Below are 25,663 nucleotides of genomic sequence, written 5' to 3' on the forward strand. Positions count from 1 at the left end.
ACGTTTGAGTCTAGCGATTTCTTTTTCTTCGTCAGATTGATAGTTACCGGATCCACGTACGGGAATGTCACCTTCATTGTTTCGAAATTGGGATTCCCAACGAGCCAAGGTGCTTGTCGCGATACCCAGATTTTTGGCACATTCAATCTGTGTCAGATCAGGGTGCTCCTTTCGATAGTTGATTGCGTCTAACTTGAACTGTTTGGTGTGTTGCTTGTTTGTTCTTGGCATAATGAGTTCCTCCATATGTTGATTATACAATATTTCTAGGGGATATCTCATTTTACTTTGTACTATTTAAATTCTAACACCAATATAGTGCCTTAACCCCTCGAGATCCTTTTGATCGAGAAAGGCCATGGTGGCATTGATATGATGGCGCATATCGTGTCGGAGCTGCGTGGCCTGCTCCACCCGTTCCAGCATAACTTCATTTTGACGGGACTGGGCAGCCAAAAGCTGGTTCTCCTGGATGAGGGCCAGGTTATGCTGTTCATCCTTTAACATCCGGACAATGAGCTCGAAGGTAAAGAGCATCCCTATATTAATAAGAAGAATAAAGATGAAACTCGTGGTGGAGCCTAAAAAAGAATTGGCAGCGGGGTTGGCAAACACCAGATAGTAGTAGAATAAAAAGAAAGTGGAGGGGACCAGCCATAAATAACGCCAGGAGTCCTGGTGGCCCTCGTACCCCATGACCGGCGCCATGCGCTTTTTAAAATAATAGAGGATGAAAGGATAGGATAAAATGAGGGTGATGGTGGTAGTCAGGCTGAAGGTAATGTGGTAGGTAATGGCGAATTGGGCTGGAAAGAGGAGGGATTCCAGAAACTTTGCCGCAATAACGACCAAATCGGCATAACAAATAACCATGAGAAGCAAAAAAACAAGCTTCCCCGGCTGGGCTTTAATATTCAGCAGAATAAAAAATAAATTGACTGCGATGGAGAGAATACTGGCAATTTTACCGGTATCGAAGGTAGCTACCCATATTCCCGTGGCGATTTGAAGAGTGCAGGCGACGATGATGAGTAGAATGGTGGTTCTTTTGGAAAAACGCAAAAAGTCCTCAAAGGGAATGAGGATGAGGACAAGATAGGGCAGATAATTCAGGAGGGAATACAGGGCGACGGAAAACAGATAATAAAGGTCCATGGCTACGACCTCCGGGCTTTGGCCCAAAACCAATCGTTATAGAGCTCCCGAAGCCGTTTGCTTTCCCGGGTGGATATAGGGATGGAGGTGCCATCCTCAAGTAAGAAAGCATCCTTTCCTGTGGAGATGATGGCTTCCATATTGACTAAAAAGCTTTTATGGCAGCGCATAAAATGCTCCGAGGGCAGCTCCTGGGAAAGCTTTGCCAGGGGTGTGTAGGTTGTGAAGACACCTTCCGCAGTGTGAATCAAGCTTTTTTTATTAAAAACCTCAATATATAAAATCTGGGAAATGGGAATATCCAGGGTCAGCCGATTGGAGATAATTCGAAGGGTTTCCCCCATCTTAGGGAGGTGGGAAAGGCGGCGGTTCAAAAGAGTGGCCAGATCCGAAAATCCTACAGGCTTTACCAGGTACCCCTCAGCTTGAAGCCCGTAGGATTCCAGGGCGTGCTCCTCACTGCTGGTGATAAAAATGATGCTGCTTTGAGGGGCTAACTCCCGAAGGGTCTTTCCAATCTGTAGCCCACTCAAACCATCCATGTAGATATCTAAAAAGAAGACGTCATAGCGGGTCAGATTCTCGGCGGCCAGCAGTGTCTCTCCAGAAGGATAATCATCAATATGGGATGTACTCCCGATATTTTGACAGTATTGTTCTAATAAAAGGCGCAGGGCTTGTAAATCCCTGGCGCAATCGTCACAAATTGCAAAGTTCATGATGCATTCCTTGTTTTTTCTACAGTATAGCATATTTTAAGGGTGTGGCGATGAAAAAAGAAGAATAATGTTATTTGTTAGTTGATTCTAACAAACAAATGAGGTATAATACCACTATGGGCTAAGGAAGCTGTGACAGACGAAGCTTCATAGGTTATAATATGTAAATAAAAATGAATTTAGATGAAAGAAGGAAATTGGAATTATGGGAGTGATACAATCGATACCGCCGGTATTGGCTGCGCTTTTGGCAGGGATTTTTACCTGGGGGGTCACCGCCCTGGGATCGGCGACGGTGTTCTTTTTCAAGGAAATCAATAAAAAGGTTTTAAATGTAATGCTGGGCTTTGCCGCTGGGGTCATGATTGCCGCCAGCTTTTGGTCCTTGCTGGCTCCGGCCATCGCCATGTCTGAGGGCGGTGCTCTGCCTGTTTGGTTTCCGGCATTGGCTGGTTTTTTAGGGGGGAGTGGTTTTCTATGGCTAGTGGATAAGCTAATGCCCCACATCCACCCGGGGAGTGGCCATGAAGAAGGAATCCACACCTCCTGGCAGCGCAGTGTGCTGCTGGTACTGGCCATTACTTTCCACAATATTCCCGAGGGCTTTGCTGTGGGGGTGGCTTTTGGGGGGCTGGCCTCAGGTAACGCCGGGATGACCCTGGCTGGGGCCATTTCCCTGGCGGTGGGGATTGGACTACAGAATTTTCCAGAAGGGGCGGCGGTCTCCATCCCCCTGAGAAGAGAAAATCTCAGTCGGACGAAGTCCTTCATGTACGGCCAATTTTCCGGAATGGTGGAGCCCATTGCCGCCGTCATCGGGGCGGCTGCCGTAGTGTATATTGAGCCTATGCTGCCCTATGCCCTGGCCGCCGCAGCCGGTGCCATGATCTACGTCGTGGCGGAAGAGCTCATCCCCGAATCCCAGCTGGGCCACGACGGTGAAGGCGACTTCGCCACCATGGGCGTCATCGTCGGCTTTGCCGTCATGATGTTTTTGGATGTGGCATTGGGCTGACTTTGCAAAGATGCGAAGCATCAAAGCAAAGGCATAGCAGACCGTCTTATGAGCGTGAGCGAATGGTCTGCGGTGCCCAATGTTACGCAAGTGAGACCGATTTTTTCCGAAGGAAAAATAAGAAAATCGGTAGAACTTGTGATCCATTCGCTGACTTTGCAAAGATGCGAAGCATCAAAGCAAAGGCATAGCAGACCGTCTTATGAGCGTGAGCGAATGGTCTGCGGTGCCCAATGTTACGCAAGTGAGACCGATTTTTTCCGAAGGAAAAATAAGAAAATCGGTAGAACTTGTGATCCTTTAGAAAGCGAGTAGACTATGACTTTAATCATCGGTCCCCATCTCTCCATTGCCAAGGGCTTTAAGAAAGCCGGCCAGGAGGCGGTGTCCATTGGGGCCAATACCTTTCAATTTTTTACCCGAAATCCCCGGGGGGGCAATGCCAAGGCCCTGGACCCCGTGGATGTCGAGGGATTGCGGCAGATGATGGAGGTCCATCATTTCGGTCCTTTACTGGCCCATGCACCCTACACCCTCAACATGGCCTCGGCCAGTGCGGCAACCCGGGATTTTGCCAGGCGGGCCTTTACCGAGGACCTGGCCCGTTTAGAGGAGCTCCCCTGTCATCTGTATAATTTTCATCCGGGCAGCCATGTGGGCCAGGGAAGTGAGCAGGGCATACAGTGGATTACGGATATTTTAAACGAGTGCCTACAGCCGGAGCAGAGCACCACCGTGCTTTTGGAGGCCATGTCCGGCAAGGGCAGTGAAATCGGCAGCCGGTTTGAAGAGCTTCGGGCCATTATTGATGGGGTTACCCTTGAAAAGCATATGGGGGTGTGTCTGGATACCTGCCATATTTTTTCGGCGGGGTACGATGTCGCGGCACAGTTAGAGGCAGTGCTGGAGGACTTTGACCAGGTGGTGGGGCTCCACCGCCTCAAGGCCCTGCATTTAAATGACAGCATGACCCCCTTCGAAAGCCATAAGGACCGTCATGCCCGTCTGGGGGAGGGAAGCCTGGGAGAAGGAGCCTTTGCTGCCATCGTATCCCATCCGGCCCTAAGGGATAAACCCTTCTTTTTAGAGACCCCCCAGGAAAAGGTGGCGGACTATGCCCGGGAAATTGAGTTTTTACGGGAGGCTGCCGCTCAGTTTTGACAAACAGAATCAGTGAATCATATACTGGATAGCAAAATGAAATGAAGTGAAAAAAGTGAACAAACAAATAAAGACAACGGATGTCCAGCAGGAGAATAAGAAAATCGCCATGCGGGTGTCGGTGGTATCGATCATTATCAATATCGCCCTTTCAATATTAAAATTTGTCATTGGGGTACTTGCCCATTCCGGGGCCCTGATCTCCGATGCGGTCCACTCGGCATCGGATGTGCTGTCGACCTTTGTGGTTATTGTAGGGGTAAATGTATCCAGCAAGGAGAAGGATGAGGGTCACCAATACGGCCACGATCGCCTGGAGTGTGTGGCGGCGATCTTTTTAGCCGTTATTTTATGCCTGACGGGTCTGGGAATCGGCTGGGCCGGGATTGAAAAGATTATCGGAGCCAACACCTCTCCCCTTGAAGTACCGGGAATGCTGGCCCTAGTGGCCGCCGCCATTTCCATTGTGGTCAAGGAGTGGATGTATTGGTACACCCGGGGGGCGGCAAAGAAGATTAATTCTGGTGCTCTCCAGGCGGATGCCTGGCATCACCGTTCCGATGCCCTATCCTCCATTGGGTCCTTGGTGGGGATTGCCGGGGCACGGCTGGGTTATCCTATTCTGGACCCTTTGGCCGCGGTGGTCATTGCCCTCATGGTCATCAAGGTGGCCTTTGATATCGGGAAGGACAGTATTAGCAAGATGCTGGATACCTCGGTGGATAAAGAGACTGAAGTGGAAATCCGGCAGCTGGTGGCTGCCTACCCCAAGGTTGAGGGCATCGACGATTTACGCACCCGGACCTTTGGCTCCAGCTTTTATGTGGATTTGGAAATCGCCATGGATGGGGCCATGAGCCTTCAGGCGGCCCACAGCATCGCGGAAGAAATCCACGACGCCCTGGAGGAAAAATACCCGACCCTGAAGCATTGCATGATCCATGTGAATCCCGCGGGGAATCCCAAAGAAAGAGATTCCTTAAGTTAAAAAATTGTCCTTGCAAATTAGGTGCCAAAGGACTATCATTAATGCAGTTTTAATGTAATGTGGAGGTGTGAAATGCAAGAATTCGAATGCCACCTGTGTGGTTATATCTACAATCCCGAGTTGGGCGATCCAGAGAATAATATTGCTCCGGGAACCGCATTCGAAGACCTACCCCAGGAATGGTTTTGTCCAACCTGTGGGATTGGGATTGATGTATTTCTTGAAAAAAGAGAAGTTTCTGCGTAAAAAAAGCCATGGTGGCCAATTGGCCACCGTGGCTTTTTTTATGCACCCATCCAGGCTGGCAGCATCCCCAACAGCCACAAAATAGGTACGGGCAAAAAAACGCCTGGTAAGAGATTGCCCAGGGCGATTTTTTTGATATCCAGCAAATTAAAGGCGATGCCCAGCATTAAGATACCGCCAACAGCATTCATTTCAGCAATCATGCTTTGGGTCAGAAAAGGCTCGACCACGCCTGCGGCCATGGTGATGCAGCCTTGATAAATAAACAGCGGGATGATGGAAAACAGTACGCCGATGCCCAGGGTAGAGGTGAGGATGATGGAGAAAATACCATCGAGGAGGGCCTTGGTGGCTAGAATGGTGATATCCCCGGAAATCCCATCAGCAATGGAGCCCATAATGGCCATGGAGCCGGTGCAGTAGAGCAGGGTAGCGGTGACAAATCCCTCGGCAAAGGTGCTGCCATCCCCCTGGGAAAAGCGATCCTGGAGGCGTGCGCCGGCGTGTTCCAGGTGCTGCTCCACCCGGAGCCCTTCTCCGATAAGGGCCCCCAGGGCAACAGAGACCAGGGGGATGAGGATGTTTTCTGTTTGGATTCCCATGGTAATACCGATTAAAAAGATTCCCAGGCTAAGGCCGTGGGTAATGGTGTTTGAAAAGCGCGGGGGAATGCCTTTTTTTAGTAGTAAGCCGAGAAAGCTGCCGCCAGCAATGGCGCTGACGTTGATGATGGTACCGAGCATGGATGACCTCCCTTATTTTTGTCTGAATCTATGATAGCATATTTTTACTTCAATTTTACCGACTCTTTAAAAAAGCTTTTTCTTTTTAGTGTTATAATAGCATTACTATTCTTGAGATTGGAGGGAAATGAAAAACCATGATTAAACGCTTTGCAGCAATCTATATTGGTTCCAGTAAATGTGAGATGGTGGTGGGCCAGCGGGGCAAGGGTACCATTAACATTTTGGACCGAACCATGTACCCCATCGACTTTGGAAGGCAAAGCTTTTCCCGGGGGACCATCACCTTCCAATCGGTTTATGCCCTGAGCCGGATTTTAAATGAATATATTGAAATCGCTGAGGCTTCGGCGGTGGATGAAATTGAGATTATCGGAACCGCCGCCCTGAGGGAGGCCATTAATCGGGATTATGTATTGGAGCAAATCCGGGTGTTTACCGGTGGGCATTCGGTCCGCCTTCTCAAACGGGAGGAGGAAACAGAGCTGCTCTTTCGATATATGGCCCATATCTGCGGCCAGGAAATCCTCGCACCAGAGGAGGATACGGTGCTGACCGCCATTTCCAGCGGGAGCATTGCCGTGGCCCTCGTCAGCGGGGGCACCATCACCACCTTGCAGAATGAAGAAATGGGTTATCTTAAGCTGATGGCTTTATATAAAACCATGGAGGAGCGGACTGGGAATTTTGAATCCCTGCTGACGGATTTTATCGCCATCCGCACCCGGGATTTTAAAAAGAATCTGGAGAAGCGGTCCGTGGCCAATTTGGTGGTCACCTCCCACGATGTGGAAAAACTGGCGGCCCTTTGTGAGATTAAGCCAGCGCCAGAGGGCTATTTTGAAGTGTCGGAAGCTGCCTTGACGAAACTGCGTAAAGAAATATCAAACTTATCCGCCGGACAGCTCCAGAAGCGATACTCGGTCCTGGGTCCCTATCAGGCAGAAACCATCCGCCACACCCTGCTGTTGGTGCTGAAGCTCATGGCGGATACCGGGGTGCATCAGGTAAAGCTGGTGCGGTTATCCGTGTGTGATGCCCAACTGGAATTCAAGCTGGGTATTGGAAAGACAAGGGAGCTGGATAAATGGATTGATGCCAGCAGCATCGCCTCGGCACGGTACATGGCCAAGCGATATCTGGTGGATCAGGCCCATAATGCAGCGGTGGAAAAAATTGCCCTGCGTCTCTTCGGGGCCCTCAAGGGTCAGTACCAAATGGGCCGGGCCGAGGAGCAGTTCCTAAGGCTGGCTGCCATCCTGCTGGATATCGGGCGCTTCGTCGGAGAGGATGATGGGGGCTGTTTAAACCGCCGCATTATCGAGAGCTCAGATATCATCGGACTGGATGCCCGGGAAAAAAGGGTGTTGGGACGGATTGTGGACGGGGTACGTCTGGCCACTTTTGAGAAGGTGGAGGATGACGAGGAGCTGCGGGTGGCGGAGCGCCTCCAGGTGGCCAAGATCATCGCCATCCTTAAGCTGGCCACGGCTCTGGATAAAAGCCATAAGCAAAGGGTGGATAAGATCCGGTGCCACCTCGATGCTAAGGCCTTTGAGGTGACGGTACAGACCAAGGGCAATATCCAGCTGGAGGAATACTATTTTGCCCTAGGGGCCCAGGCCATGAAGGACGTCTACGGCATCGAACCAAGTTTACGTGTAAAGAGGGTGAGCATATGAGAGAAAATTTATACATCAATCGGGAACGGAGCTGGCTGGATTTTAACTATCGGGTCCTGGAAGAGGCCTATGATAAGACAAGCCCTGTCATGGACCGCTTTAAATTCCTGGCCATCACCGCCTCCAACCTCGATGAGTTCTTTATGGTGCGGATCGCCGGGATCATGGACCAGATCGGGGTGGGCTATACTAAAAAAGGCCTGGATGGCAAAACCCCGGTGGAGCAGTTGGCTGAACTAAACGCCATCACCCATGAGATGATGAAACGGCAGTATAATTGCCTGAACAAATCCCTGATCCCGGAGCTTAGCCAGCTGGGAATCGAGCTGACGGAGTACGGGGACCTCACCCCCGAAGAGCAGGAGTACATCGGCCAATATTTCAGCGAATTCTGCTACCCGGTGCTGACTCCCCAGGCGGTGGACAACAGCCGGCCCTTCCCGCTTCTTAAAAATAATCAGGTATATTTATGTATCCAGCTGGCGGATACCCAGTGTGATTTAAATAAGAAGAAAAAAAAGAAGGGGGAGGATGAGGAGTCATTCATGGCCTTCTTGGAAATCCCCCGGGTGCTGGAACGCATCGTCGCCCTGCCTAAAACTGAGGAGGGGGACAATCGCCGTTATATCTTTATCGAAGATATCATCAGGCCCCACGCCGGGGATTTGTTCCCCGGGTATGAGGTGCGCCATATTGGTGAATTCCGTATTACCCGAAATGGGGACCTGGCCATTGATGAGGATGAAGCCGAGGACCTCCTCATCGAGATTGAAAAATCCATTAAACAGCGAAAATGGGGGGCCTGTATCAAGATTGAGATTGAGAAGGGCTTTAATAAAAAAGCGCTGAAGAAGCTCATGGAGGAAATGGATATTGAGGCGCCCTATGTGTATGAGCTTAAGGGGGCCCTGGACCTGACTTGTTTTATGAAATTCCAGGGGCGTCCGGAGTTTGAGGGGCTCCGGGCCAAGGGCTGGAAGCCCATGCCATCGGCGGATTTCTACGGACAGGATGATATTTTTGAAGTCATCCGGGAGAAGGATCGGCTCCTACATCACCCCTATCAATCCTTTGACACCGTGGTGGACTTCGTCCGCCAGGCGGCCATGGACCCGGATGTGCTGGCTATCAAGCAGACCCTGTACCGGGTCAGTGGGGATTCCCCCATTATCGCAGCCCTGATCCAGGCGGCAGAAAACGGCAAGCAGGTGACAGTGCTGGTAGAGCTAAAGGCCCGATTTGATGAAGCCAATAATATCGTCTGGGCGAAAAAACTGGAACGAGCCGGCTGCCATGTCATCTACGGTCTGGTGGGTCTTAAAATCCATTGCAAAATGATCCTGGTGGTGCGCAAGGAAAGTGAGGGCATCCGCCGCTACGTTCATTTGGGCACTGGCAATTACAATGATGTCACCGCGGGGCTGTACACGGATATGGGGATGCTTACCGCCAAGGAAAGCTATGCTTCGGATGTGTCTACCCTCTTTAACCTGCTCTCAGGCTACAGCCATTACACCCTATGGAATAAACTCGAGGTGGCACCCACCACCATGCGGGATGCCTTTACTCGGATGATTTCCCGGGAAATGGACAATGTGCGTATGGGGGGGAAGGGTCTAATCATCGCCAAGATGAATGCCCTCATCGACGATGATATTGTGGAACGGCTCTACGCAGCCTCCCAGGTCGGGGTGGAAATCCACCTGATTATCCGGGGGATGTGTTCCCTGATTCCTGGGATTCCAGAGATCAGCGAAAACATTACGGTCCACAGCATTGTGGGTACCTTCTTAGAGCACAGCCGGATTTATTATTTCTACAATCAGGGGGAGGAGGAAATCTACCTCTCCAGTGCGGATTGGATGCAGCGGAACTTAAATCGCCGCATCGAAACCCTCTTTCCCGTAGAAGATGAGGATTTAAAGAAAGAGCTCTTTCACATTCTGGAGAAAACCTGGCAGGATTCCATCAAGACCCGGATTATGACAAAGTCCGGGGAATATGTTAGAATGGACAAAAGGGGTAAGGTACTCCTTGAATGTCAGGATTATTTTTGCCGCGAAGCCGAAGAACGCTTTGAAACTGCGAGAAAAGCAATCCAGGGAACCGTGAGGGAGAATCATGAAGAATAATATTGGCGTCATTGACATTGGCTCCAACAGCGTCCATTTGGTGGTGGCCAAATGCTACGACGACTATGGCAATTATACCATTATTGACGATGCCAAGGTCAATGTGCGGCTGTGTGAAGGATTGAGTGAAACCGGACGCTTAAGTGAGGAGCGTATGGCCCTGGGGGAGGAAACCCTGGCCATGTTCGCCCGGATGTGCGATGCCTACGGCCTCATCGAGGTGGTGGCGGTGGCCACTGCCGCCGTGCGGAAGGCAGAGAACGGAGGGGAATTTGTCGAACGGATCAGGGAAAAGGTGGGCATCGATATCCAGGTGATCCCCGGAGAAATGGAAGCCCAGATGGATTACCTGGGGACCATTAACAGCATCGATATCCAGGATGCCCTGCTTATGGACATTGGCGGCGGCAGTGTGGAATTCGTCCTCATTAAGGATCGGCAGAAGGTGGATGCCATCAGCCTGCCCTTTGGCTCCATCGACCTGGCGGAAAAATTCGATCTGGCCGATGTGGCCACCCCGGAAAAGCTGGATCGCCTGTCGGCCTTCCTGGATGGGGCCCTGTGCCAGTACGATTTATTCAAAAAGGCCAAGGGCCTGCCGGTTCTGGGGGTGGGCGGCACTATCCGGAATATGGGCCGTATCCACCGCCGGGCCCTGGATTACCCCCTGGAAATCGCCCATAATTACCAGATGGATTTGGATGCAGTGGAGAGCGTCTGCAAGACCGCGGCGGAGCTTGATCTGGAGGGCCGCCGGGAACTCAAGGGCCTGTCCAAGGGACGCAGTGATATTTTCATTGGGGCCAGCCATGCTGTCATGATGGTCATGGAGCGCATTGGCTCAAAGTCCCTCATCATCTCCGATGCCGGGGTCCGGGATGGCCTGATCTACACCTACTTCGGCCGCACCGAGGGGGATCTCATTGATAATATCTTTGAATCCTCCCTGGGCTATGCCGTGGATCGTTTTACGGTGAATATTCCCCACGCCCGGCATATCTATAAGCTGTCCGATCAGCTCTATACCCAGCTTGAGCCCATCCATGGGGTGAATGGCAGCCTGGATCGTATTCGGAAGACCAGCGCCATGCTCCACGATGCGGGTATCATGATCCAGTACAATAACCACCATGAGCACAGCTTTTATCTGATCCTGAGTGCGGGGATCAACGGCCTGACCCAGAAGGAACTGCTCATGAGCGCCTTTGTGGCTCTGAATCACCGGACCCAGAAAAAAATAAAAATTGATGCCATTTATACCTCCATGCTGGATAAAAAGGACTTGGAAATCATCGATTTGCTCAGCCTGTTCCTGCAAATTGCCGAGTATCTGGACCGCAGCATGGACGGCATTGTCACGGATTTATCCTGTGACATCCAGGAGGATGCCGTCGTTCTCCATGTCACCAGTAAGGAAGCCTCCGTCTTTACGGATATGATTATCAGTGAGTGCGGCAAGAAATTCAAGCGGGTGATGGGCAAGGAGCTTGTGATTGAGAATGAGATTGTAAAATAAAGCGGTTATATAGGGATAAAAAAGTAAAATCCACTGTGCATGATCTGCACAGTGGATTTTTTATACCTCTGTATGCGGCGTCGGCAGCTCGCTCATCAGCTCTTCGTCGATGATGCGCAGCACCCCTTCAAATTGCTTGAGCTCTTCCGGGGAGAAACGGTCCCGGACCCGTGCCATGACTTCGCTGACATAGCGGTTGGTAATGTTGTAGTAGTCAATATACTTCTTGGTCACCTGGAGATGGTACTCCCGCTTGTCCTGCTCCGAACGCACCTTTTTGAGATAGCCCTTACCTACCAGCTGGTTGACTTTATAGGTGGCGTTGGGGGAGGAAATCTCTAAAAAAGTGGCGAATTCGTTGACGGTGGGCCGTCCCAAGGCCATGATGGTCTCCATACAAAAGGTCTCCACCGTGGTCAAGCTGGCCTCTCGCTCCTGGAACCGGGACATGACTTCCTTATAAAAATGCAGTTTAAATTTTGTGTACAATTCTTTAAATACCGTTTCCAGCATGTGTTCTCCCCTTGCAATCATTTTCTGTTTTTATTATAGCAGGTGGACAGGACCACGTAAAGGGGATTTCACCCAGGACGTAAGGTAATGCTAAGCCTGAATGGCGAATATCAGTTCTGCCTTAGCCGCGGTTTTGCCATTGACCCGGGCAATGGCGCTGCCAATACCCATGGGACCCCGGAGGGTGGTCAGTTCGGTTTCCATTTCCAGGACATCCCCAGGGCGGACCTGAGCCTTGAACCGGGCGTTCTTCACCCCACCAAAGAGGGCAATTTTACCTGCGTATTCCGGCATGGATAGGAGGGCAACGGCCCCCACCTGGGCGAGGGCTTCCAAAATAAGAACCCCAGGCATGACGTGCTGCTCGGGAAAATGCCCCATGAAAAACATTTCTCCGGCGGAGACGCACTTAATGCCCTTGGCCCATTTACCCGCCTCGTAATCGGTAATCCGATCCACCAGGAGGAAGGGGTACCGGTGGGGGATGATTTGTTGGATTTCGTTGGAATTCAGCTCTGGCATCCTAAGCCTCCCAGCGTTTGAAAAGCACCACGGCGTTATGACCGCCAAAGCCCAGGTTGTTGCTCAGGGCATAGGTGAACGCTGCGGTCCGGCCTACATTGGGGACGATGTCTAAATCACAGGCAGGGTCGGGATTTTTGTAGCCGATGGTGGGGGGGACGAATTGATCTCTTAAGGCAAGGGTGGTGAAGATGGCTTCCACCCCACCGGTGGCCCCCAGGAGATGGCCGGTCATGCTTTTGGTGCTGCTCATGCACAGCTTCTCAGCATGGGCCCCAAAAACGGCCTTGACCGCGGCGGTTTCCCCGGCATCGTTCAAGGGGGTGCTGGTGCCGTGGGCGTTGATATAGCCAACGGCTTCCGGGGGGATGTCTGCATCCGCCAGGGCCATGGCCATGGCCCCAGCCGCTCCGGCACCGGTGGGGTCTGGGGCGGTGATGTGGTGGGCATCACAGGTGGCGCCGTAGCCCACCACTTCGCCGTAGATTTTAGCACCCCGGTTTTGGGCGTGGCCCAGTTCTTCCAGAATAAGGATGCCAGAGCCCTCGCCCATGACGAAGCCGCTGCGGTCGGCATCGAAGGGGATCGAAGCACGGCTGGCATCGGACTCGGTAGTAAGGGCCTTCATACTGGTGAAGCCCCCCATGCCCAGGGGCGTGATGCTGGATTCCGCACCGCCGGTAAGGACCACCTCGGCGTAGCCGTCCCGGATGTGGCGGAAGGCATCGCCGATGGCATTGTTACTAGAGGCACAGGCCGTGACGATACAGGAGCACATCCCCTTAAAGCCGTGGGCGATGGCGATTTGCCCCGGGGCGATATTGGCAATGGCCATGGGAATAAAGAAGGGGGAGACCCGGTCAAAGCCCTTTTCCTGGCCACGGTCCTCCTGGAGCTCCGTGGTGCGCAGACCACCGATGCCGCTGCCGATGATGACGGCGCAGCGGGTGGCATCCTCAGAGGCCATATTCAGGCCACTGTCCGCCATGGCACCCTGGGCGGCAATAACCGCCAGCTGGGTACAGCGGTCCATACGTTTGATTTCTTTTTTGGGAATGAAGGCTTCCATATCCAGATCCTTCACCTCCCCGGCGATTTTGACCTTGTGGTTTACGGGGTCAAAGAGGGTGATGGGGCCGATGCCGCAAACCCCAGCCCTGGCGGCGGACCAGCTGTCCGCCGCTGTGTTGCCCAGGGGAGTAACGGCACCCAGGCCAGTGATAACAACTCTTCGTTTCGTCATAGTGATTCCTTTCCTGCGAAATTAGACGGCCATGCCACCATCGACACAGAGCACCTGGCCGGTGATGTAGCCTGATGCCTCATCGGCAAAGAAGGCCACGGCGGCGGCTACATCCTCGGGTTTACCCGGGCGGGCCATGGGGATGGTGGTGGTCATATCGGCCCTTTGGGCATCGGTAAGGGTGGCGGTCATATCCGTTTCAATAAATCCCGGGGCGATGGCGTTGGCGGTAATTCCTCGGCTGGCCAGTTCCTTGGCCATGGTTTTGGTCATCCCGATGACCCCGGCCTTGCTGGCCACGTAGTTCATCTGTCCGGGGTTTCCCCGCAGCGCCACCACGGAGCTCATATTGATAATGCGGCCGTAGCGCTGCTTCATCATCATCCGGGAGACAGCCTTCATGCAGAGGAAGGTCCCCTTGAGGTTGGTATCCACCACGGCGTCAAAGTCCGCTTCGCTCATGCGCATTAAGAGGTTGTCCCGGGTGATGCCGGCGTTGTTCACCAGCACATCGATGCGGCCAAAGCGGTCGGTGGCTGCCTGCATCAGAGCGGCCACCTCATCGGCCACGGCAACATTGGCTTTAAAGGCCATGGCTTCGGCTCCCAGGGCTTCACACTGGGCCACTGTTTCTGCGGCGGCTTCGGCGTTGCCGGAATAGTTAACCACAATGGAAAGGCCCTTTTTGGCCAAAGCCAGGCAGACGGCCTGGCCGATGCCCCGGCTGCCGCCGGTGACCACGGCCACGCGTTTGATTTCATTCATAGTGTTCTCCTATTTTCGGTTTCCAAATTCCTGGATGAACGCGTCGATTTCAACAGCGGTTTCCAGTGGGATGGTGCGGATGCTCTTATCGGTTTTGCGGACAAAGCCAGAAAGGGCTTTCCCCGGCCCGATTTCGACGATGGTATCCACCCCCTTGCGGATGAGGGCCCGGATGGTATCCTCCATATAGACACTGCTTTGGACCTGGCGGACCAGGAGGTCCGGGATAGAATCCCCGGGCCCTTTTTCGTTCCCCAGGCAGTTGAACAGCACGGGGATTGTCATGGGGCCGAAGGTGGTGCTGGTAAAGCGCTCCGCCAGGGCATCCCCGGCGGAAGCCATGAGGCTGGTGTGGAAGGGGCCGCTGACCTTTAGGGGAAGGCAGCGTCTGGCACCGGCGGCCTTGGCCAGGGCACAGGCCGCATCCACACCGGCGGCTTCACCGGAGATGACCAGCTGTCCCGGGCAATTGTAATTGGCGATTTCCACTAAACCCTGGGCAGAAGCTTCCACACAAATAGGCTCAAGAACATCCCGGCCCAGGTTCAGGATAGCGGCCATACCCACCTGTAAACCCTGGGCGGCGGTGGCCATGGCCTGGCCCCGGAAGGCCACCAGCTTAAGGGCATCGGCAGCCCCCAGGACCCCGGCGGCATAGAGGGCGGAGTATTCACCCAGGGAAAGCCCCGCCAGGTAATCCGGCCGGACGCCGGCGGCGTAGAGTACATCGGTCACGCCCATGGCAAAGGCCACCATACAGGGCTGGGTGTATTCCGTGGCGTTTAACTGATTCTCCGGACCGTCAAAGCAGAGGGATTTCAAATCGAAATCCAGGGGGGCATTGTCGTAGACCTGGGCGAAGAGGGGAGTGGTTTCGTATAAATCCTTTCCCATTCCCAGGTGCTGGCTGCCCTGGCCAGCGTATAAAAAAGCCATGGTCATTGGCACAACCTCCAATCGGTCATCAGCTCGTCGATCAATTGGGCGACGGGCACAATTTCAGAAATGCGGTGGGCATTGCTGCCGCAGAAAAAGAGTCCCTCGGAGACATTCCCCCGGGCCGCAGCAATCAGAGCGGCGGAGATGCAATAGGGGGTCTCTGCCGGGTTACAGGGGGTCAGACAATTGGTGCAGAACCTGGGGCGGAAGCGCTTGCCCTGGGCCAGCCCCTGGATTAAGGGGGTGTTTAGGGCCCGGCCCGGCATCCCCACCGGGCTTTTGATCAGGACGATATCCTCGGCCTTGGCGGAAACCATCATTTCCTTAAAAATCAGGCTGGCATCACATTCATCCGTGGCGATGAACCGGGTCCCGATTTGGGCACCGGCGGCTCCCAATTTGGTGTAGTGGGCAATATCTTCACCGTCGTACACCCCTCCGGCCACAAAGACCGGAATGGCCCGGCCGTATTGCTGCTCAAAGGGAAGGAGTGCGTCCTGAACCTCCTTTAGGAGGTCGTCCAGCCGGGGCAAGGGGTCTGTTTCCAGAACCTTTGGGGTAAATCCCAGATGGCCCCCAGCCATGGGGCCCTCCAGGATCACAAAGTCCGGAATCACCCCGTGGTGGCGGTCCCAGAGCCGGCAGATGACCTTGGCGGCCCGTCCACCGGAGACGATGGGGGCCAGAGCTACATCCGCATCTCGGGCCAGGGCTGGCAGGGAGCTGGGGAGTCCGGCACCAGAGATAATGGCATCCACCCCCGCGGTAATGGCTGTGGGAATGACTTCATCGTACTGGGTGGTGGCCACCATGGCATTGATGGCCACCAGGCCCCGGCCACCGCTAATGGCCTTGGCCCGGCGGATTTCCCGGGTCAGGCTCCTCAGATTGGCCTCCTGGGGATGCTTGGCGAAGTCCACCTCGGCAAAGCCGGTCACTGCGGTGCTGATACAGCCCATGGCACCACAGGCGGCCACAGCACCAGCCAGCCCCCCTAGTGAGATGCCAATACCCATGCCCCCCTGGATGAGGGGCAGCTCTAAATTTTTATTTCGTAGCTTTGTCATAATTGGGATAATCCTTTGAGGGTGGCCTCCGCCTCGGCGGCTAAATCCTCGAAAATCTGGCGCAGGGGGCGGATTTCTTTAATCATACCGCTGACCTGCCCGGCCATGAGACTGCCGTTTTCCACATCCCCATCCAGTACCGCCTTGCGCAGGCTGCCCAGGGTAAATTCCTCCAGGGACATCTTATCGGCACCCTCGGCCTCCATTTTCAGGTAGGTCCGGGACATTTTGTTTTTAAGAATCCGCACCGGTGCCCCCACGGACTGGCCAGTGACCACGGTGCTGCGGTCACCAGCTTTTAAAATGGCCTGCTTATAATTCTTGTGGATGGGGCATTCCACACTGGCCAGCAGGCAGGTTCCCAGTTGGACACCGGAAGCTCCCAGGGCGTAGGCGGCCAGAAGCTGGCGGCCATCGGCAATGCCTCCGGCGGCAATCACCGGAACATCCACGGCATCCACCACCTGGGGAACCAGGGCCATGGTGGTGAGATCCCCCACGTGGCCGCCGCTTTCCAGACCCTCGGCAATAATGGCATCGGCTCCGGCACCCACCAGGCGCCGGGCTAAAACCACCGAGGAAACCACGGGGATGACGATGATGCCAGCGCTCTTAAAGGCAGACATATACTTCCCGGGATTTCCGGCTCCGGTGGTCATCACCGGGACCTGCTCCTCCACCGCCATGGCGGCAATGGCATCGGCATCGGGATTCATAAGCATGATATTTAAGCCAAAGGGCTTATCCGTCAGGGCCTTACAGGCCAGCACCTCCCGGCGGAGTGTTTCTGCGTCCATTCCCCCAGAGGCAATGAGGCCCAGGCCGCCAGCGTTAGAAGCCGCGGCGGCAAAGGCACCCGTTGCAATATTGGCCATACCTCCCTGGATAAAGGGAAATTCGGTTTTTAAGAGTGTATTGATTTTAGTCATATGAGTTCTGCTTTCTAATAATGGCGCCACCCCAGGTCAATCCGGCGCCAAAGCCCACGCACATTATCCGGGCTCCAGGCTTCAGCCGCCCCAGCTCAGACAGCTCGTCCAAGGCCATGGGAATGCTGGCTGCGCTGGTATTGCCGTAACGGTCCATGTTTTGATAAAATTTAGCGGGATCGGCCTTGAGCTTCTTAATGACATGGTCGATGATCCGGGAGTTGGCCTGATGGCATACTACCTCATCGATGTCGGAGAGGCTTAAGCCGCTTTGCTCTAAGAGGGCATGGATCACCTTGGGAATGGCCTGGACGGCAAAGCGAAAGACCTTCCGGCCGTCCATATGGATCGTGGATTTTGGGGCGGCAGGCCCCTCCACTAAAATGGCTTCCGGATCGGCCTCGGCCCCAAGGACGCTGTAATAGCCGGCATCCTCACAGCGCTTTACCACGGCAGCCCCGGCACCATCCCCAAAGAGCACGCAGGTGGAACGGTCTGTAAAATCCAAGAGCCGGCTGAGGACCTCGCAGCCCACCACGATGGCGTAGGGGCGGGCTGGGGTCAGCAGTCCCTGGGCCACTTGGAGGGCGTATAAAAATCCGGAGCAGGCCGCCCCAATGTCAAAGCTGGGGATATCCAGAGGTAGCCCCAACCGGGCCGCCACCATATTGGCGGTGCTGGGGGTCATGCTGTCCGGACTCACCGTCGCGACAATACAGGCCCCAATGGATTCAGGGGAAACCCCACTGTGGGACAGGGCGGACTGTGCCGCCTGGGTGGCTAAATCCACCCCTCCTTCATTCTCAGCGCAGAAATAGCGGCTGACGATGCCGGTTCGTTCCCGAATCCAGGCGTCATTGGTATCGACGAACTGTGCCAGATTATCATTGGTCACCAGTCGGCCCGGGGTTCCCCGTCCGGTGGCGATGAGTTCAATTCCCTTCATGGGTGCTCTCCTTTTTGAAAATACTGGCCTTGGGCAGGCTTTGGCCGAACTCCCGGAATTTTTTATAACGTCGGGCGGCCAGTTCATTGCCGCTTACCCGTTCCATGGTCCGCAGTTCCAAATCGATAATCTGGTCCACGGCATCAAAAACAGCCCGGGGTTTGCGGTGGGCCCCACCAAGGGGCTCCGGAATGACGCCGTCAATGACATCCAAGGCTTTTAAATCCTGGGCGGTGAGCTTCATCACCCCACAGGCTTCCTCACTTCGGGCGGCATCCTTCCAGAGGATGGCGGCAAAGCCCTCGGGGCTGAGCACCGAATACACCGCATGCTCTAGCATATAGATGCCATTGGCCACCCCCAGGGCCAGGGCGCCGCCGCTGCCCCCCTCACCGGTAATGATGGTGATGATGGGAACCGTCAGCCCGCTCATTTCCATGAGGTTCCGGGCGATGGCCTCCCCCTGGCCCTTGGATTCAGCATCCAGACCGGGGTAGGCCCCTGGGGTATCGATAAAGGTAATGATGGGCCGGCCAAACTTCTGGGCAGCCAGCATGAGTCGCAGGGCCTTGCGGTATCCCTCGGGGGAGGGCATCCCGAAATTGCATCGGAGGTTTTCATTTAAATCCTTGCCCTTACGGTGGCCGATGACCGTCACCGGCCGCCCCTTATACCGGGCGATTCCCCCCAGAATACTGGGGTCCTCACCAGAGTGGCGGTCCCCCCGCTGTTCAAAGAAATCCGTGAACAAGGCGCCAATATAATCCACCACACCGGGACGCTCCGGGTGTCTGGCTAAATATACCTTATCCGAAGGGGAGAGGTCTAAGCACAGGGCCAGCATTTCCTTTTTATTGCGCAGGAGCTGGGTTCGGCGCAGGCGGTCAGCATCTGAGTCAGGCTGATCCAGGGCGTTAAGCTCCTGGTCAATGGTGAGGATGCGTTTTTCAATTTCTGCAATCATCGGTCGGTCCCTCCCTTTAGATCGTGGAGGCGCAGGAGGCGCAGAAGGGTATCCCGCATTTCCCGACGCTCCACCACTGCATCCACAAAGCCGTGGTCCTCCTGAAATTCGCTGCGCTGGAAGCCCTGGGGCAGGGTTTCCCCAATGGTCTGCTCGATCACCCGGGGACCCGCAAAGCCAATGAGGGCTTCCGGCTCGGCCAGGGTGATGTCCCCCAGCATGGCGAAGCTGGCCGTTACCCCACCGGTGGTGGGATGGGTGAGGACGCTGATGTACAGGCCCCCCCGGTCCGAGAAGCGTTTGAGGGCGGCACTGGTTTTGGCCATTTGCATGAGGCTGAGAATGCCCTCCTGCATCCGGGCGCCGCCACTGGCGCAGAAGATGATCAGGGGCAGCTTCTTCTTGGCAGCCAGTTCAATGGCCAGGGTGATTTTCTCACCCACAGCAGACCCCATGCTGCCCATGAGGAAACGGGTATCCATTACCGCGATGGCCACAGGAAATCCGTCAATTCGACCCCGGCCGGATACCACGCCGTCGGTTAAACCCGTGGTATCCTGGATGGACTTCAGCTTCTGGGCGTAGCCCGGAAAGCTCAGCCAATCAAAGGGACGGACGTGGCGGCCAATATCGTGGAAGGTGCCCGGGTCCAGGGTAATCTGGAGACGGGTATGGGCATCCAGGGGATAATGGTAGCCACAGCGGCACACCTGGTCCTGCTTTTTAAGGACATCCAGAGTGGAGGTGTGGCCGCAGGCTGGACAGGTAATCCCCAGGGGCTGTGTTTCGGAAATGGATGCGGGACTTGGGGTGGATTGTCCCTCCCGCAGGGCCTTGAGTTTAAAAATCTTATCCCGCTGTTTTTTGAAAAATGGATTCATGGACGGACCTCCTTAACCGGTTCTAATCCGGCACCCACCGCATTCCACTCCATGAGTTCGGGGAGCTCCGTGTCTAAAAAGCTGGTGTCGTAGCTCCCCCGGACAAAGGCCGGGTGATGGAGGATGAGGTAGTCCAGCTCTGCGGTGGTGGTAAAGCCTTCGATAATCAGCTCCTCCAGGGCCCGGCGCATTCGGCGGATGGCCTCCAGTCGGCTGTTCCCGTGGACGATGACCTTAGCCACCATGCTGTCGTAGTAGGGGCTTAGGCTGTAGCCGGTGTACAGGGCAGAATCCACCCGGACCCCACAGCCTGCAGGAAAATGGATAAAGCTGGCGGTGCCGGGGCAGGGGGCAAAATCCCGGAAGGGATCTTCTGCGTTAATCCGGCATTCTATGGCCCAGCCCTGCTGGACCACCTCCTCCTGGGTGAAGGAAAGGGACAGGCCCGCCGCCACCCGGAGCTGTTCTCGGATTAGGTCCACGCCGCACACCATTTCCGTCACGGGGTGCTCCACCTGAATCCGGGTGTTCATTTCAATAAAATAATACTCCCCGGTGGGGGAAAGGACGAATTCAACGGTGCCGGCTCCCACATAATGGGCTGCCTTGGCAGCGGCGATGGCGTGGGCCCCCATGTGTGCCCGAAGTTCTGGGGTAAGGGCTCTGGAGGGACTTTCCTCCATGAGCTTTTGGTTTTTACGCTGGATGGAGCAGTCCCGTTCTCCCAGATGCACTACATGGCCCTGGGAATCTGCCATGATTTGGAATTCAATATGCCGGGGGTGTTCCACCAGCTTTTCCAGATACATCTCATCGTCTCCAAAGCAGGCGATGGTTTCGCTCTGGGCGGAAGAGAAGGATGGGAGCAGCTCCTCGGGAGCGTAAACCCGGCGCATTCCCCGGCCACCACCGCCAGCACTGGCTTTAATGAGGACCGGATAGCCGATTTCCTGGGCAATATCCCCAATGGTATCGGCGGTTACGGAGCCCACACTCCCCGGCACCACCGGGACATCACTTGCCATCATCAGGGAGCGGGCGGCGGATTTGCTCCCCATCTTCCGGATGACCGCACCGGTGGGTCCGATGAAGGTGATTCCCTCCCGGGCACAGGCATCGGAAAAATCCGCATTTTCAGAAAGAAAGCCATAGCCCGGATGGATGGCATCGCAATGGGTGGAACGGGCCACCTGGATCAGGGCATCGGCATTGAGATAGCTATCCGCCGCCTTGGGCGGGCCAATGCAAACCCCATGGGTCGCCAGCTGGACATGAAGGGCATCGGCATCTGCCGTGGAGTACACCGCCACGGTTTCGATTTCCATATCCCGACAGGCCCTTAGGATACGCAGGGCAATTTCCCCGCGATTGGCGATAAGTACGCGCCGGAACATCCTAAACCTCCCGAACCCGAACCAGGGGGGCATCGTAGGGTGATAAATGTCCATCCTCAATGAGGATTTCCTCAATGACACAGTCAAAGGGGGCATTTACCTCGTTCATCATCTTCATGGCTTCAATGAGGCCGATGGGCTTACCCGCCTCAATGGTCTTGCCCACTGTGATAAAGGGGGCCTCACCAGGAGAGGGCGCATGGTAGAAGGTCCCTACCAGGGGGGCATTGATGGTCAGCCCCCCAGTGATATCCTCTGCATGATCCTCGGTAGGGGCAAGGCCAGCAGGCTCCCTGGAAGGGAGGGGTGTTAATTCAACCGGGGTGCAGGTTTCCTTTTTCTTTAGCTCAATACTGCTCCCTTCCGTTTTAAATTTAAGATGGGCACATTGGCTGGCATCAAACCGATCCATTAATGTCAGGATATCCTTAAGCTCCATAGCGACTCCTTTTCATGGTTGTTTACATTGCTTTCATATATTTTCATAACACAGTAAAAGAATACCGGCCATCTGGCCGGCTACTATTATGCCTGGGCGTTTAGATACGCGACAATATTGCCGACGGTTTTAAAATTGGCCAGCTCATCGTCTTCGATGGTAATGCCAAAGGCTTCTTCCAGAGCCATGGCCAGTTCCACGGCCTCCAGACTATCCGCATCCAAATCTTCTTGGAGGCTGGCTTCTAGGGTGACATCCTCTGCATCACAGTTCAGTGTTTCGACGATAATGGCTTTAATTGCATCAAAATTCATTTGATTATCCTCTTTTCATAAAAATATTTAATTAAAAATACTTAGTTAAAAATCTTTATGTATTATACCATTCGACTTTTCTGTGTCAAGGGGGGATTGATTATTTAAGGAAAATAGAAAAGTGCTGCGGCCTTTTCAGGTGCAGCACAGGGAATTAGCTTAACAGCTCTTAAGCAATAGAGTGATATTCACAAATAAGTTGCTCCAGGGGTGGATAATCAGTATAATGAAGATAAATAAGAAAATGTTTTCATATCATTCTTAATCAAATAAGAAGGTTAACCTTCAATTTTTTCCTCATGGCAGCGGGGAGTATTCGCCCCCTTTCCAATCAAATCTTTCAGCAGATCTTGGTAAGTCTGGGATAAAAAAACAATACACGATGGTAAACCAGCAGCATCCTCTCCGGAGAGCAGGATACCATTGGCGTTTTCAATAAAATCAAGGGGCAACTGGCGCTCGTATTGCTGGCCGGTTACATCATCGATTACGGTGAGCGTCACGCTGGATGCGTGGATGTGGTGGGGCTGAGAATGTTCCATAAAAACTCCTTTCGAATTGGCTTCTGACAGTTTCTTTCATTATAACATGGTAATGTTTTTTCCAGTAGATTTGAGAATTCAAAAATATAAAAATGTAAAGAGGTGGAGCAATGATTAAGAAAGCATTAGTGATTAACGGCATTCAGCGGACGCTGGTGGTAAAGGATTCAGACTCTTTGGCGGATGTGTTGCGCAGACAGATGCTGCTTACCGGCTGTAAGATTGGCTGCGGTAAGGGCCAGTGTGGTGCCTGTAATATCATCATGGATGGCAAAGTCACCCGTTCCTGCGTTGTGAAAATGTCAAAGGTTCCGGAGTATGCTGAAATCCAGACCATCGAAGGGATTGGAACACCAACAGATTTGCATCCCCTCCAGGTGGCATGGATGGCCTATGGTTGCGCCCAATGCGGTTTCTGCAGCCCCGGTTTTATCATGACGGCCAAGGTGCTGCTGGAACAGAACTCAAGCCCCACCCGGGAAGAGGTGCGGGCGTGGTTTAATACCAATCGCAATCTCTGTCGCTGTACAGGCTACAAGCCCCTTATTGATGCTGTTATGGCCGCAGCAGAGGTGATTCGCGGAGAAAAAACTAAAGAGGACCTTTTATTCAAGCCAACCGAAAATGAAATTCTGGGTTCAGAGTACATCCGCCCATCCGCCACGGCCAAGGTCACGGGAAGCTGGGACTTTGGTGCAGATGCTGCCCTGCGTATGCCAGCGGATACCCTGAGGATTGCCCTGGTGCAGTCGGATGTATCCCACGCGATCATCAAGGGCATCGACATCACTGAAGCTCAGGCCATGCCGGGGGTGTTTAAGGTCATCACCCATGCCGATGTGAAAGGAAAAAACCGCATCACCGGGTTGATTACCTTCCCAACCAACAAGGGGGATGGATGGGATCGTCCAATCCTGTGTGATGAAAAGATATTCCAATTTGGGGATGCCATTGCCATGGTAGCCGCGGATACCGAGGAACATGCCCGGGCTGCGGCGGCCAAGGTGGTGGTGGATTTAGAAATTCTACCGGCTTACATGAGCGCGCCGGAAGCTTTGGCAGAGGATGCCATTGAAATCCATCCCGGGACGCCAAATGCTTATTATGAAACGAATTGTATTAAGGGTGAAGAGACCGGCCCAATTTTTGAAACCGCGGCCCATACTGTCGATGTAGAGAGTTTCTGTAGCCGTCAGCCCCATCTGTTTCTGGAACCGGACTGCGGATTTGCCTATTACGATGAAGACGGCCGCCTGACCATCCATTCCAAATCCATCGGGATTCATCTCCATCACGCCATGATTTGTGCGGGCCTGGGGGTGGAAGCCGAGGAACTGCGCTTGATCCAGAATAACACCGGGGGGACCTTTGGATATAAATTCTCACCCACCATGGAAGCGCTTCTGGGCGTGGCCTGTATGGCCACGGGAAGACCGGTTTCCCTGGTGTACGATATGTATCAGAGTATTACTTACACAGGAAAACGCTCACCAGGCTGGATGCATATTCGCCTGGCGGCTGATGAAGACGGCAAACTCTTAGCCTTGGAAGGGGATAACTATATCGATCATGGTCCTTACTCTGAATTTGGGGATCTGCTCACCCTGCGGCTCACCCAATTTGTCGGGGCCGGCTACGATATTAAAAATATCCGAAACAAGAGCCAAACCGTGTGTACCAATCATGCTTGGGGCTCGGCCTTCCGGGCCTATGGGTCCCCTCAGTCCTATATGGGCAGTGAAATCGCCATGGATGTACTGGCGGCTGAAATGGGCATGGACCCCTTTGATCTACGGTACAAAAATATCTACCGTGAAGGAGCGACCACACCCACCGGACAAGTCCCTGAGGTGTTGTGCCTGGAAAGTATGTATGATACCCTCCGTCCGCTGTACGAAGAAGCAAAGGCCCGGTGTGCAGAAAAATCCACCGATAAGGTGAAATACGGCGTGGGCCTGTCCCAGGGGATTTATGGCTGTGGACTTGATGGGGCGGACGCCTCTGAGGCCGCTGTAGAAATCACACCCAAAGGCTTCACCGTGTACGATTCCTGGGAGGATCATGGACAAGGCGCGGATATCGGAACCTTGACCATGGCCCATGAAACCCTGAAGGTCACTGGAGCAACCCCTGAGCAGTTCAAATTGGTGATGAATGATACCGCGTACACACCCAATTCTGGACCCGCCGGGGGAAGCCGTTCCAATGTAATGTGTGGCCAGGCCATTAAAAATGCCTCGGAAATGCTTTTAAACGCCATGACTAAGGGGGACGGCACCTACCGGACCTACGATGAAATGGTAGCAGAAAATATTCCGGTGAAGTACGATGGCAAATGGGTGGCCAGCATGTGTACGGACTGCGATATGGAAACCGGACAGGGCGATCCCTTCAGCATCTATATGTACGAGTTGTTCATGCCGGAGGTTTCTGTGGACATGGAAACCGGTAAGGTTAAGGTGGAAAAATTCACCACCGTTGCCGATTTTGGGACGATTATCAACAAGACCGTGGTTGACGGACAGGTGTACGGTGGCTTGGCCCAGGGCATCGGGCTGGCCCTCACCGAGAACTTTGAGGATTTAACCAAGCATACCTCCTACAAGGCTTGTGGGATTCCTTATCCCATGGACATTACGGATGACATTAATATTATCTATCAGGAAACCTACCGTAAAAACGGGCCTTACGGGGCAGCCGGCTGTGGCGAAGGGCCCCTGACGGCACCCCATCCAGCCATTCTTAATGCCATTTATGCGGCCACCGGGGCCCGGATAACCACCGTTCCGGCTTTGCCTGAAGTGGTCAAAGCAGCACTGGAAGAACGGGATTAGTATGAAAATTTAAC

The 25,663-nt window shown here is 53.9% G+C and carries 26 protein-coding genes; 8 read left to right on the top strand and 18 right to left on the bottom strand.

What is annotated here, in order from left to right; all coding sequences use genetic code 11:
* The 3 genes from BLW33_RS05805 to BLW33_RS05815 all read right to left on the bottom strand — a co-directional run.
* A partial coding sequence (locus BLW33_RS05805) for a transposase (RefSeq protein WP_090306303.1) occupies window positions 1–231 on the bottom strand: 231 nt, incomplete at its 3' end.
* A gap of 66 nt (window positions 232–297) precedes the next feature.
* Window positions 298–1,155 (bottom strand): hypothetical protein, encoded by an 858-nt coding sequence (locus BLW33_RS05810; protein ID WP_090306306.1) that lies wholly within the window; start codon window positions 1,153–1,155, stop codon window positions 298–300.
* 2 nt (window positions 1,156–1,157) lie between these two features.
* On the bottom strand, window positions 1,158–1,874 hold the full coding sequence (locus BLW33_RS05815) for a LytR/AlgR family response regulator transcription factor (protein ID WP_176966637.1): 717 nt from the start codon (window positions 1,872–1,874) through the stop codon (window positions 1,158–1,160).
* A 205-nt stretch (window positions 1,875–2,079) separates the two neighbouring features.
* Between BLW33_RS05815 and BLW33_RS05820 the strand changes: the two genes are divergently transcribed.
* The 4 genes from BLW33_RS05820 (at window position 2,080) to BLW33_RS05835 (ending at window position 5,284) form a co-directional block, all read left to right on the top strand.
* Window positions 2,080–2,889, top strand: coding sequence for a ZIP family metal transporter (locus tag BLW33_RS05820; protein ID WP_090306312.1), 810 nt, complete (start codon window positions 2,080–2,082; stop codon window positions 2,887–2,889).
* A 318-nt stretch (window positions 2,890–3,207) separates the two neighbouring features.
* Entirely contained in the window at window positions 3,208–4,050 is an 843-nt protein-coding gene (locus BLW33_RS05825) for a deoxyribonuclease IV (protein WP_090306315.1), read from the top strand.
* Between the two features lie 55 nt (window positions 4,051–4,105).
* Window positions 4,106–5,038 (top strand): cation diffusion facilitator family transporter, encoded by a 933-nt coding sequence (locus tag BLW33_RS05830; RefSeq protein ID WP_338070073.1) that lies wholly within the window; start codon window positions 4,106–4,108, stop codon window positions 5,036–5,038.
* Window positions 5,039–5,110: 72 nt separating this feature from the next.
* A complete protein-coding gene (locus BLW33_RS05835; RefSeq protein ID WP_090242402.1) occupies window positions 5,111–5,284 on the top strand; it encodes a rubredoxin in 174 nt (57 codons plus the stop codon).
* Between the two features lie 38 nt (window positions 5,285–5,322).
* Here the strand turns inward: BLW33_RS05835 and BLW33_RS05840 are convergent, their stop codons facing one another.
* The gene (locus BLW33_RS05840) at window positions 5,323–6,027 is read right to left on the bottom strand and encodes a DUF554 domain-containing protein (protein ID WP_090306320.1); all 705 of its coding nucleotides are present in this window, start codon (window positions 6,025–6,027) and stop codon (window positions 5,323–5,325) included.
* Between the two features lie 137 nt (window positions 6,028–6,164).
* Between BLW33_RS05840 and BLW33_RS05845 the strand changes: the two genes are divergently transcribed.
* From BLW33_RS05845 to BLW33_RS05855, 3 genes are read left to right on the top strand one after another with little or no spacing between them, the layout of a single operon-like run.
* Window positions 6,165–7,709: a Ppx/GppA phosphatase family protein gene (locus BLW33_RS05845; protein ID WP_090306322.1), complete on the top strand. Its 1,545-nt coding sequence runs from the start codon at window positions 6,165–6,167 to the stop codon at window positions 7,707–7,709.
* The gene (locus tag BLW33_RS05850) at window positions 7,706–9,841 is read left to right on the top strand and encodes an RNA degradosome polyphosphate kinase (RefSeq protein ID WP_090306325.1); all 2,136 of its coding nucleotides are present in this window, start codon (window positions 7,706–7,708) and stop codon (window positions 9,839–9,841) included. The genes BLW33_RS05845 and BLW33_RS05850 overlap by 4 nt, the downstream gene beginning before the upstream one ends.
* Window positions 9,831–11,357 (top strand): Ppx/GppA phosphatase family protein, encoded by a 1,527-nt coding sequence (locus BLW33_RS05855; protein ID WP_090306327.1) that lies wholly within the window; start codon window positions 9,831–9,833, stop codon window positions 11,355–11,357. The genes BLW33_RS05850 and BLW33_RS05855 overlap by 11 nt, the downstream gene beginning before the upstream one ends.
* A gap of 60 nt (window positions 11,358–11,417) precedes the next feature.
* On the opposite strand, the gene BLW33_RS05860 is transcribed toward BLW33_RS05855, so the two are convergent.
* From BLW33_RS05860 to BLW33_RS05925, 14 genes are all read right to left on the bottom strand, one after another.
* Window positions 11,418–11,870 (bottom strand): MarR family winged helix-turn-helix transcriptional regulator, encoded by a 453-nt coding sequence (locus BLW33_RS05860; protein WP_090306330.1) that lies wholly within the window; start codon window positions 11,868–11,870, stop codon window positions 11,418–11,420.
* Window positions 11,871–11,960: 90 nt separating this feature from the next.
* Window positions 11,961–12,392 carry a 3-hydroxyacyl-ACP dehydratase FabZ gene (gene fabZ / locus BLW33_RS05865; protein ID WP_090306333.1) on the bottom strand — a complete coding sequence of 144 codons (432 nt, stop codon included), beginning with the start codon at window positions 12,390–12,392 and terminating at the stop codon, window positions 11,961–11,963.
* A gap of 1 nt (window position 12,393) precedes the next feature.
* Complete coding sequence (gene fabF / locus BLW33_RS05870; protein ID WP_090306336.1) at window positions 12,394–13,635, bottom strand: beta-ketoacyl-ACP synthase II; 1,242 nt, start codon at window positions 13,633–13,635, stop codon at window positions 12,394–12,396.
* Window positions 13,636–13,656: 21 nt separating this feature from the next.
* Entirely contained in the window at window positions 13,657–14,400 is a 744-nt protein-coding gene (gene fabG, locus BLW33_RS05875; protein ID WP_090306339.1) for a 3-oxoacyl-[acyl-carrier-protein] reductase, read from the bottom strand.
* Window positions 14,401–14,409: 9 nt separating this feature from the next.
* Entirely contained in the window at window positions 14,410–15,342 is a 933-nt protein-coding gene (gene fabD / locus BLW33_RS05880) for an ACP S-malonyltransferase (protein ID WP_090306341.1), read from the bottom strand.
* On the bottom strand, window positions 15,339–16,406 hold the full coding sequence (locus BLW33_RS05885) for an NAD(P)H-dependent flavin oxidoreductase (RefSeq protein WP_090306344.1): 1,068 nt from the start codon (window positions 16,404–16,406) through the stop codon (window positions 15,339–15,341). The genes fabD and BLW33_RS05885 overlap by 4 nt, the downstream gene beginning before the upstream one ends.
* Window positions 16,403–17,335, bottom strand: a complete 933-nt coding sequence (locus BLW33_RS05890; protein ID WP_090306347.1) for a nitronate monooxygenase — start codon at window positions 17,333–17,335, stop codon at window positions 16,403–16,405. Before BLW33_RS05890 ends, BLW33_RS05885 begins: the two co-directional genes overlap by 4 nt.
* Window positions 17,328–18,281, bottom strand: coding sequence for a beta-ketoacyl-ACP synthase III (locus tag BLW33_RS05895; protein ID WP_090306349.1), 954 nt, complete (start codon window positions 18,279–18,281; stop codon window positions 17,328–17,330). The genes BLW33_RS05890 and BLW33_RS05895 overlap by 8 nt, the downstream gene beginning before the upstream one ends.
* The gene (locus tag BLW33_RS05900; protein WP_090306352.1) at window positions 18,268–19,245 is read right to left on the bottom strand and encodes an acetyl-CoA carboxylase carboxyltransferase subunit alpha; all 978 of its coding nucleotides are present in this window, start codon (window positions 19,243–19,245) and stop codon (window positions 18,268–18,270) included. The genes BLW33_RS05895 and BLW33_RS05900 overlap by 14 nt, the downstream gene beginning before the upstream one ends.
* Entirely contained in the window at window positions 19,242–20,126 is an 885-nt protein-coding gene (gene accD / locus BLW33_RS05905; protein ID WP_090306357.1) for an acetyl-CoA carboxylase, carboxyltransferase subunit beta, read from the bottom strand. Before accD ends, BLW33_RS05900 begins: the two co-directional genes overlap by 4 nt.
* A complete protein-coding gene (accC, locus tag BLW33_RS05910; protein ID WP_090306359.1) occupies window positions 20,123–21,520 on the bottom strand; it encodes an acetyl-CoA carboxylase biotin carboxylase subunit in 1,398 nt (465 codons plus the stop codon). The genes accD and accC overlap by 4 nt, the downstream gene beginning before the upstream one ends.
* Before the next feature lies 1 nt (window position 21,521).
* Window positions 21,522–21,959: an acetyl-CoA carboxylase biotin carboxyl carrier protein gene (locus BLW33_RS05915; protein ID WP_090306362.1), complete on the bottom strand. Its 438-nt coding sequence runs from the start codon at window positions 21,957–21,959 to the stop codon at window positions 21,522–21,524.
* Between the two features lie 86 nt (window positions 21,960–22,045).
* Complete coding sequence (acpP, locus tag BLW33_RS05920) at window positions 22,046–22,273, bottom strand: acyl carrier protein (protein ID WP_090306365.1); 228 nt, start codon at window positions 22,271–22,273, stop codon at window positions 22,046–22,048.
* Between the two features lie 278 nt (window positions 22,274–22,551).
* Window positions 22,552–22,815 carry a hypothetical protein gene (locus tag BLW33_RS05925; RefSeq protein WP_090306368.1) on the bottom strand — a complete coding sequence of 88 codons (264 nt, stop codon included), beginning with the start codon at window positions 22,813–22,815 and terminating at the stop codon, window positions 22,552–22,554.
* Window positions 22,816–22,925: 110 nt separating this feature from the next.
* Here BLW33_RS05925 and BLW33_RS05930 point away from each other — a divergent pair, with 110 nt between their 5' ends.
* The gene (locus tag BLW33_RS05930; protein WP_090306371.1) at window positions 22,926–25,649 is read left to right on the top strand and encodes a molybdopterin-dependent aldehyde oxidoreductase; all 2,724 of its coding nucleotides are present in this window, start codon (window positions 22,926–22,928) and stop codon (window positions 25,647–25,649) included.
* The last annotated feature ends 14 nt before the right edge of the window (window positions 25,650–25,663 follow it).

Origin of the sequence: Eubacterium aggregans (assembly GCF_900107815.1) — a bacterium.
Classification (GTDB): Bacteria; Bacillota; Clostridia; order Eubacteriales; family Eubacteriaceae; genus Eubacterium_O; species Eubacterium_O aggregans.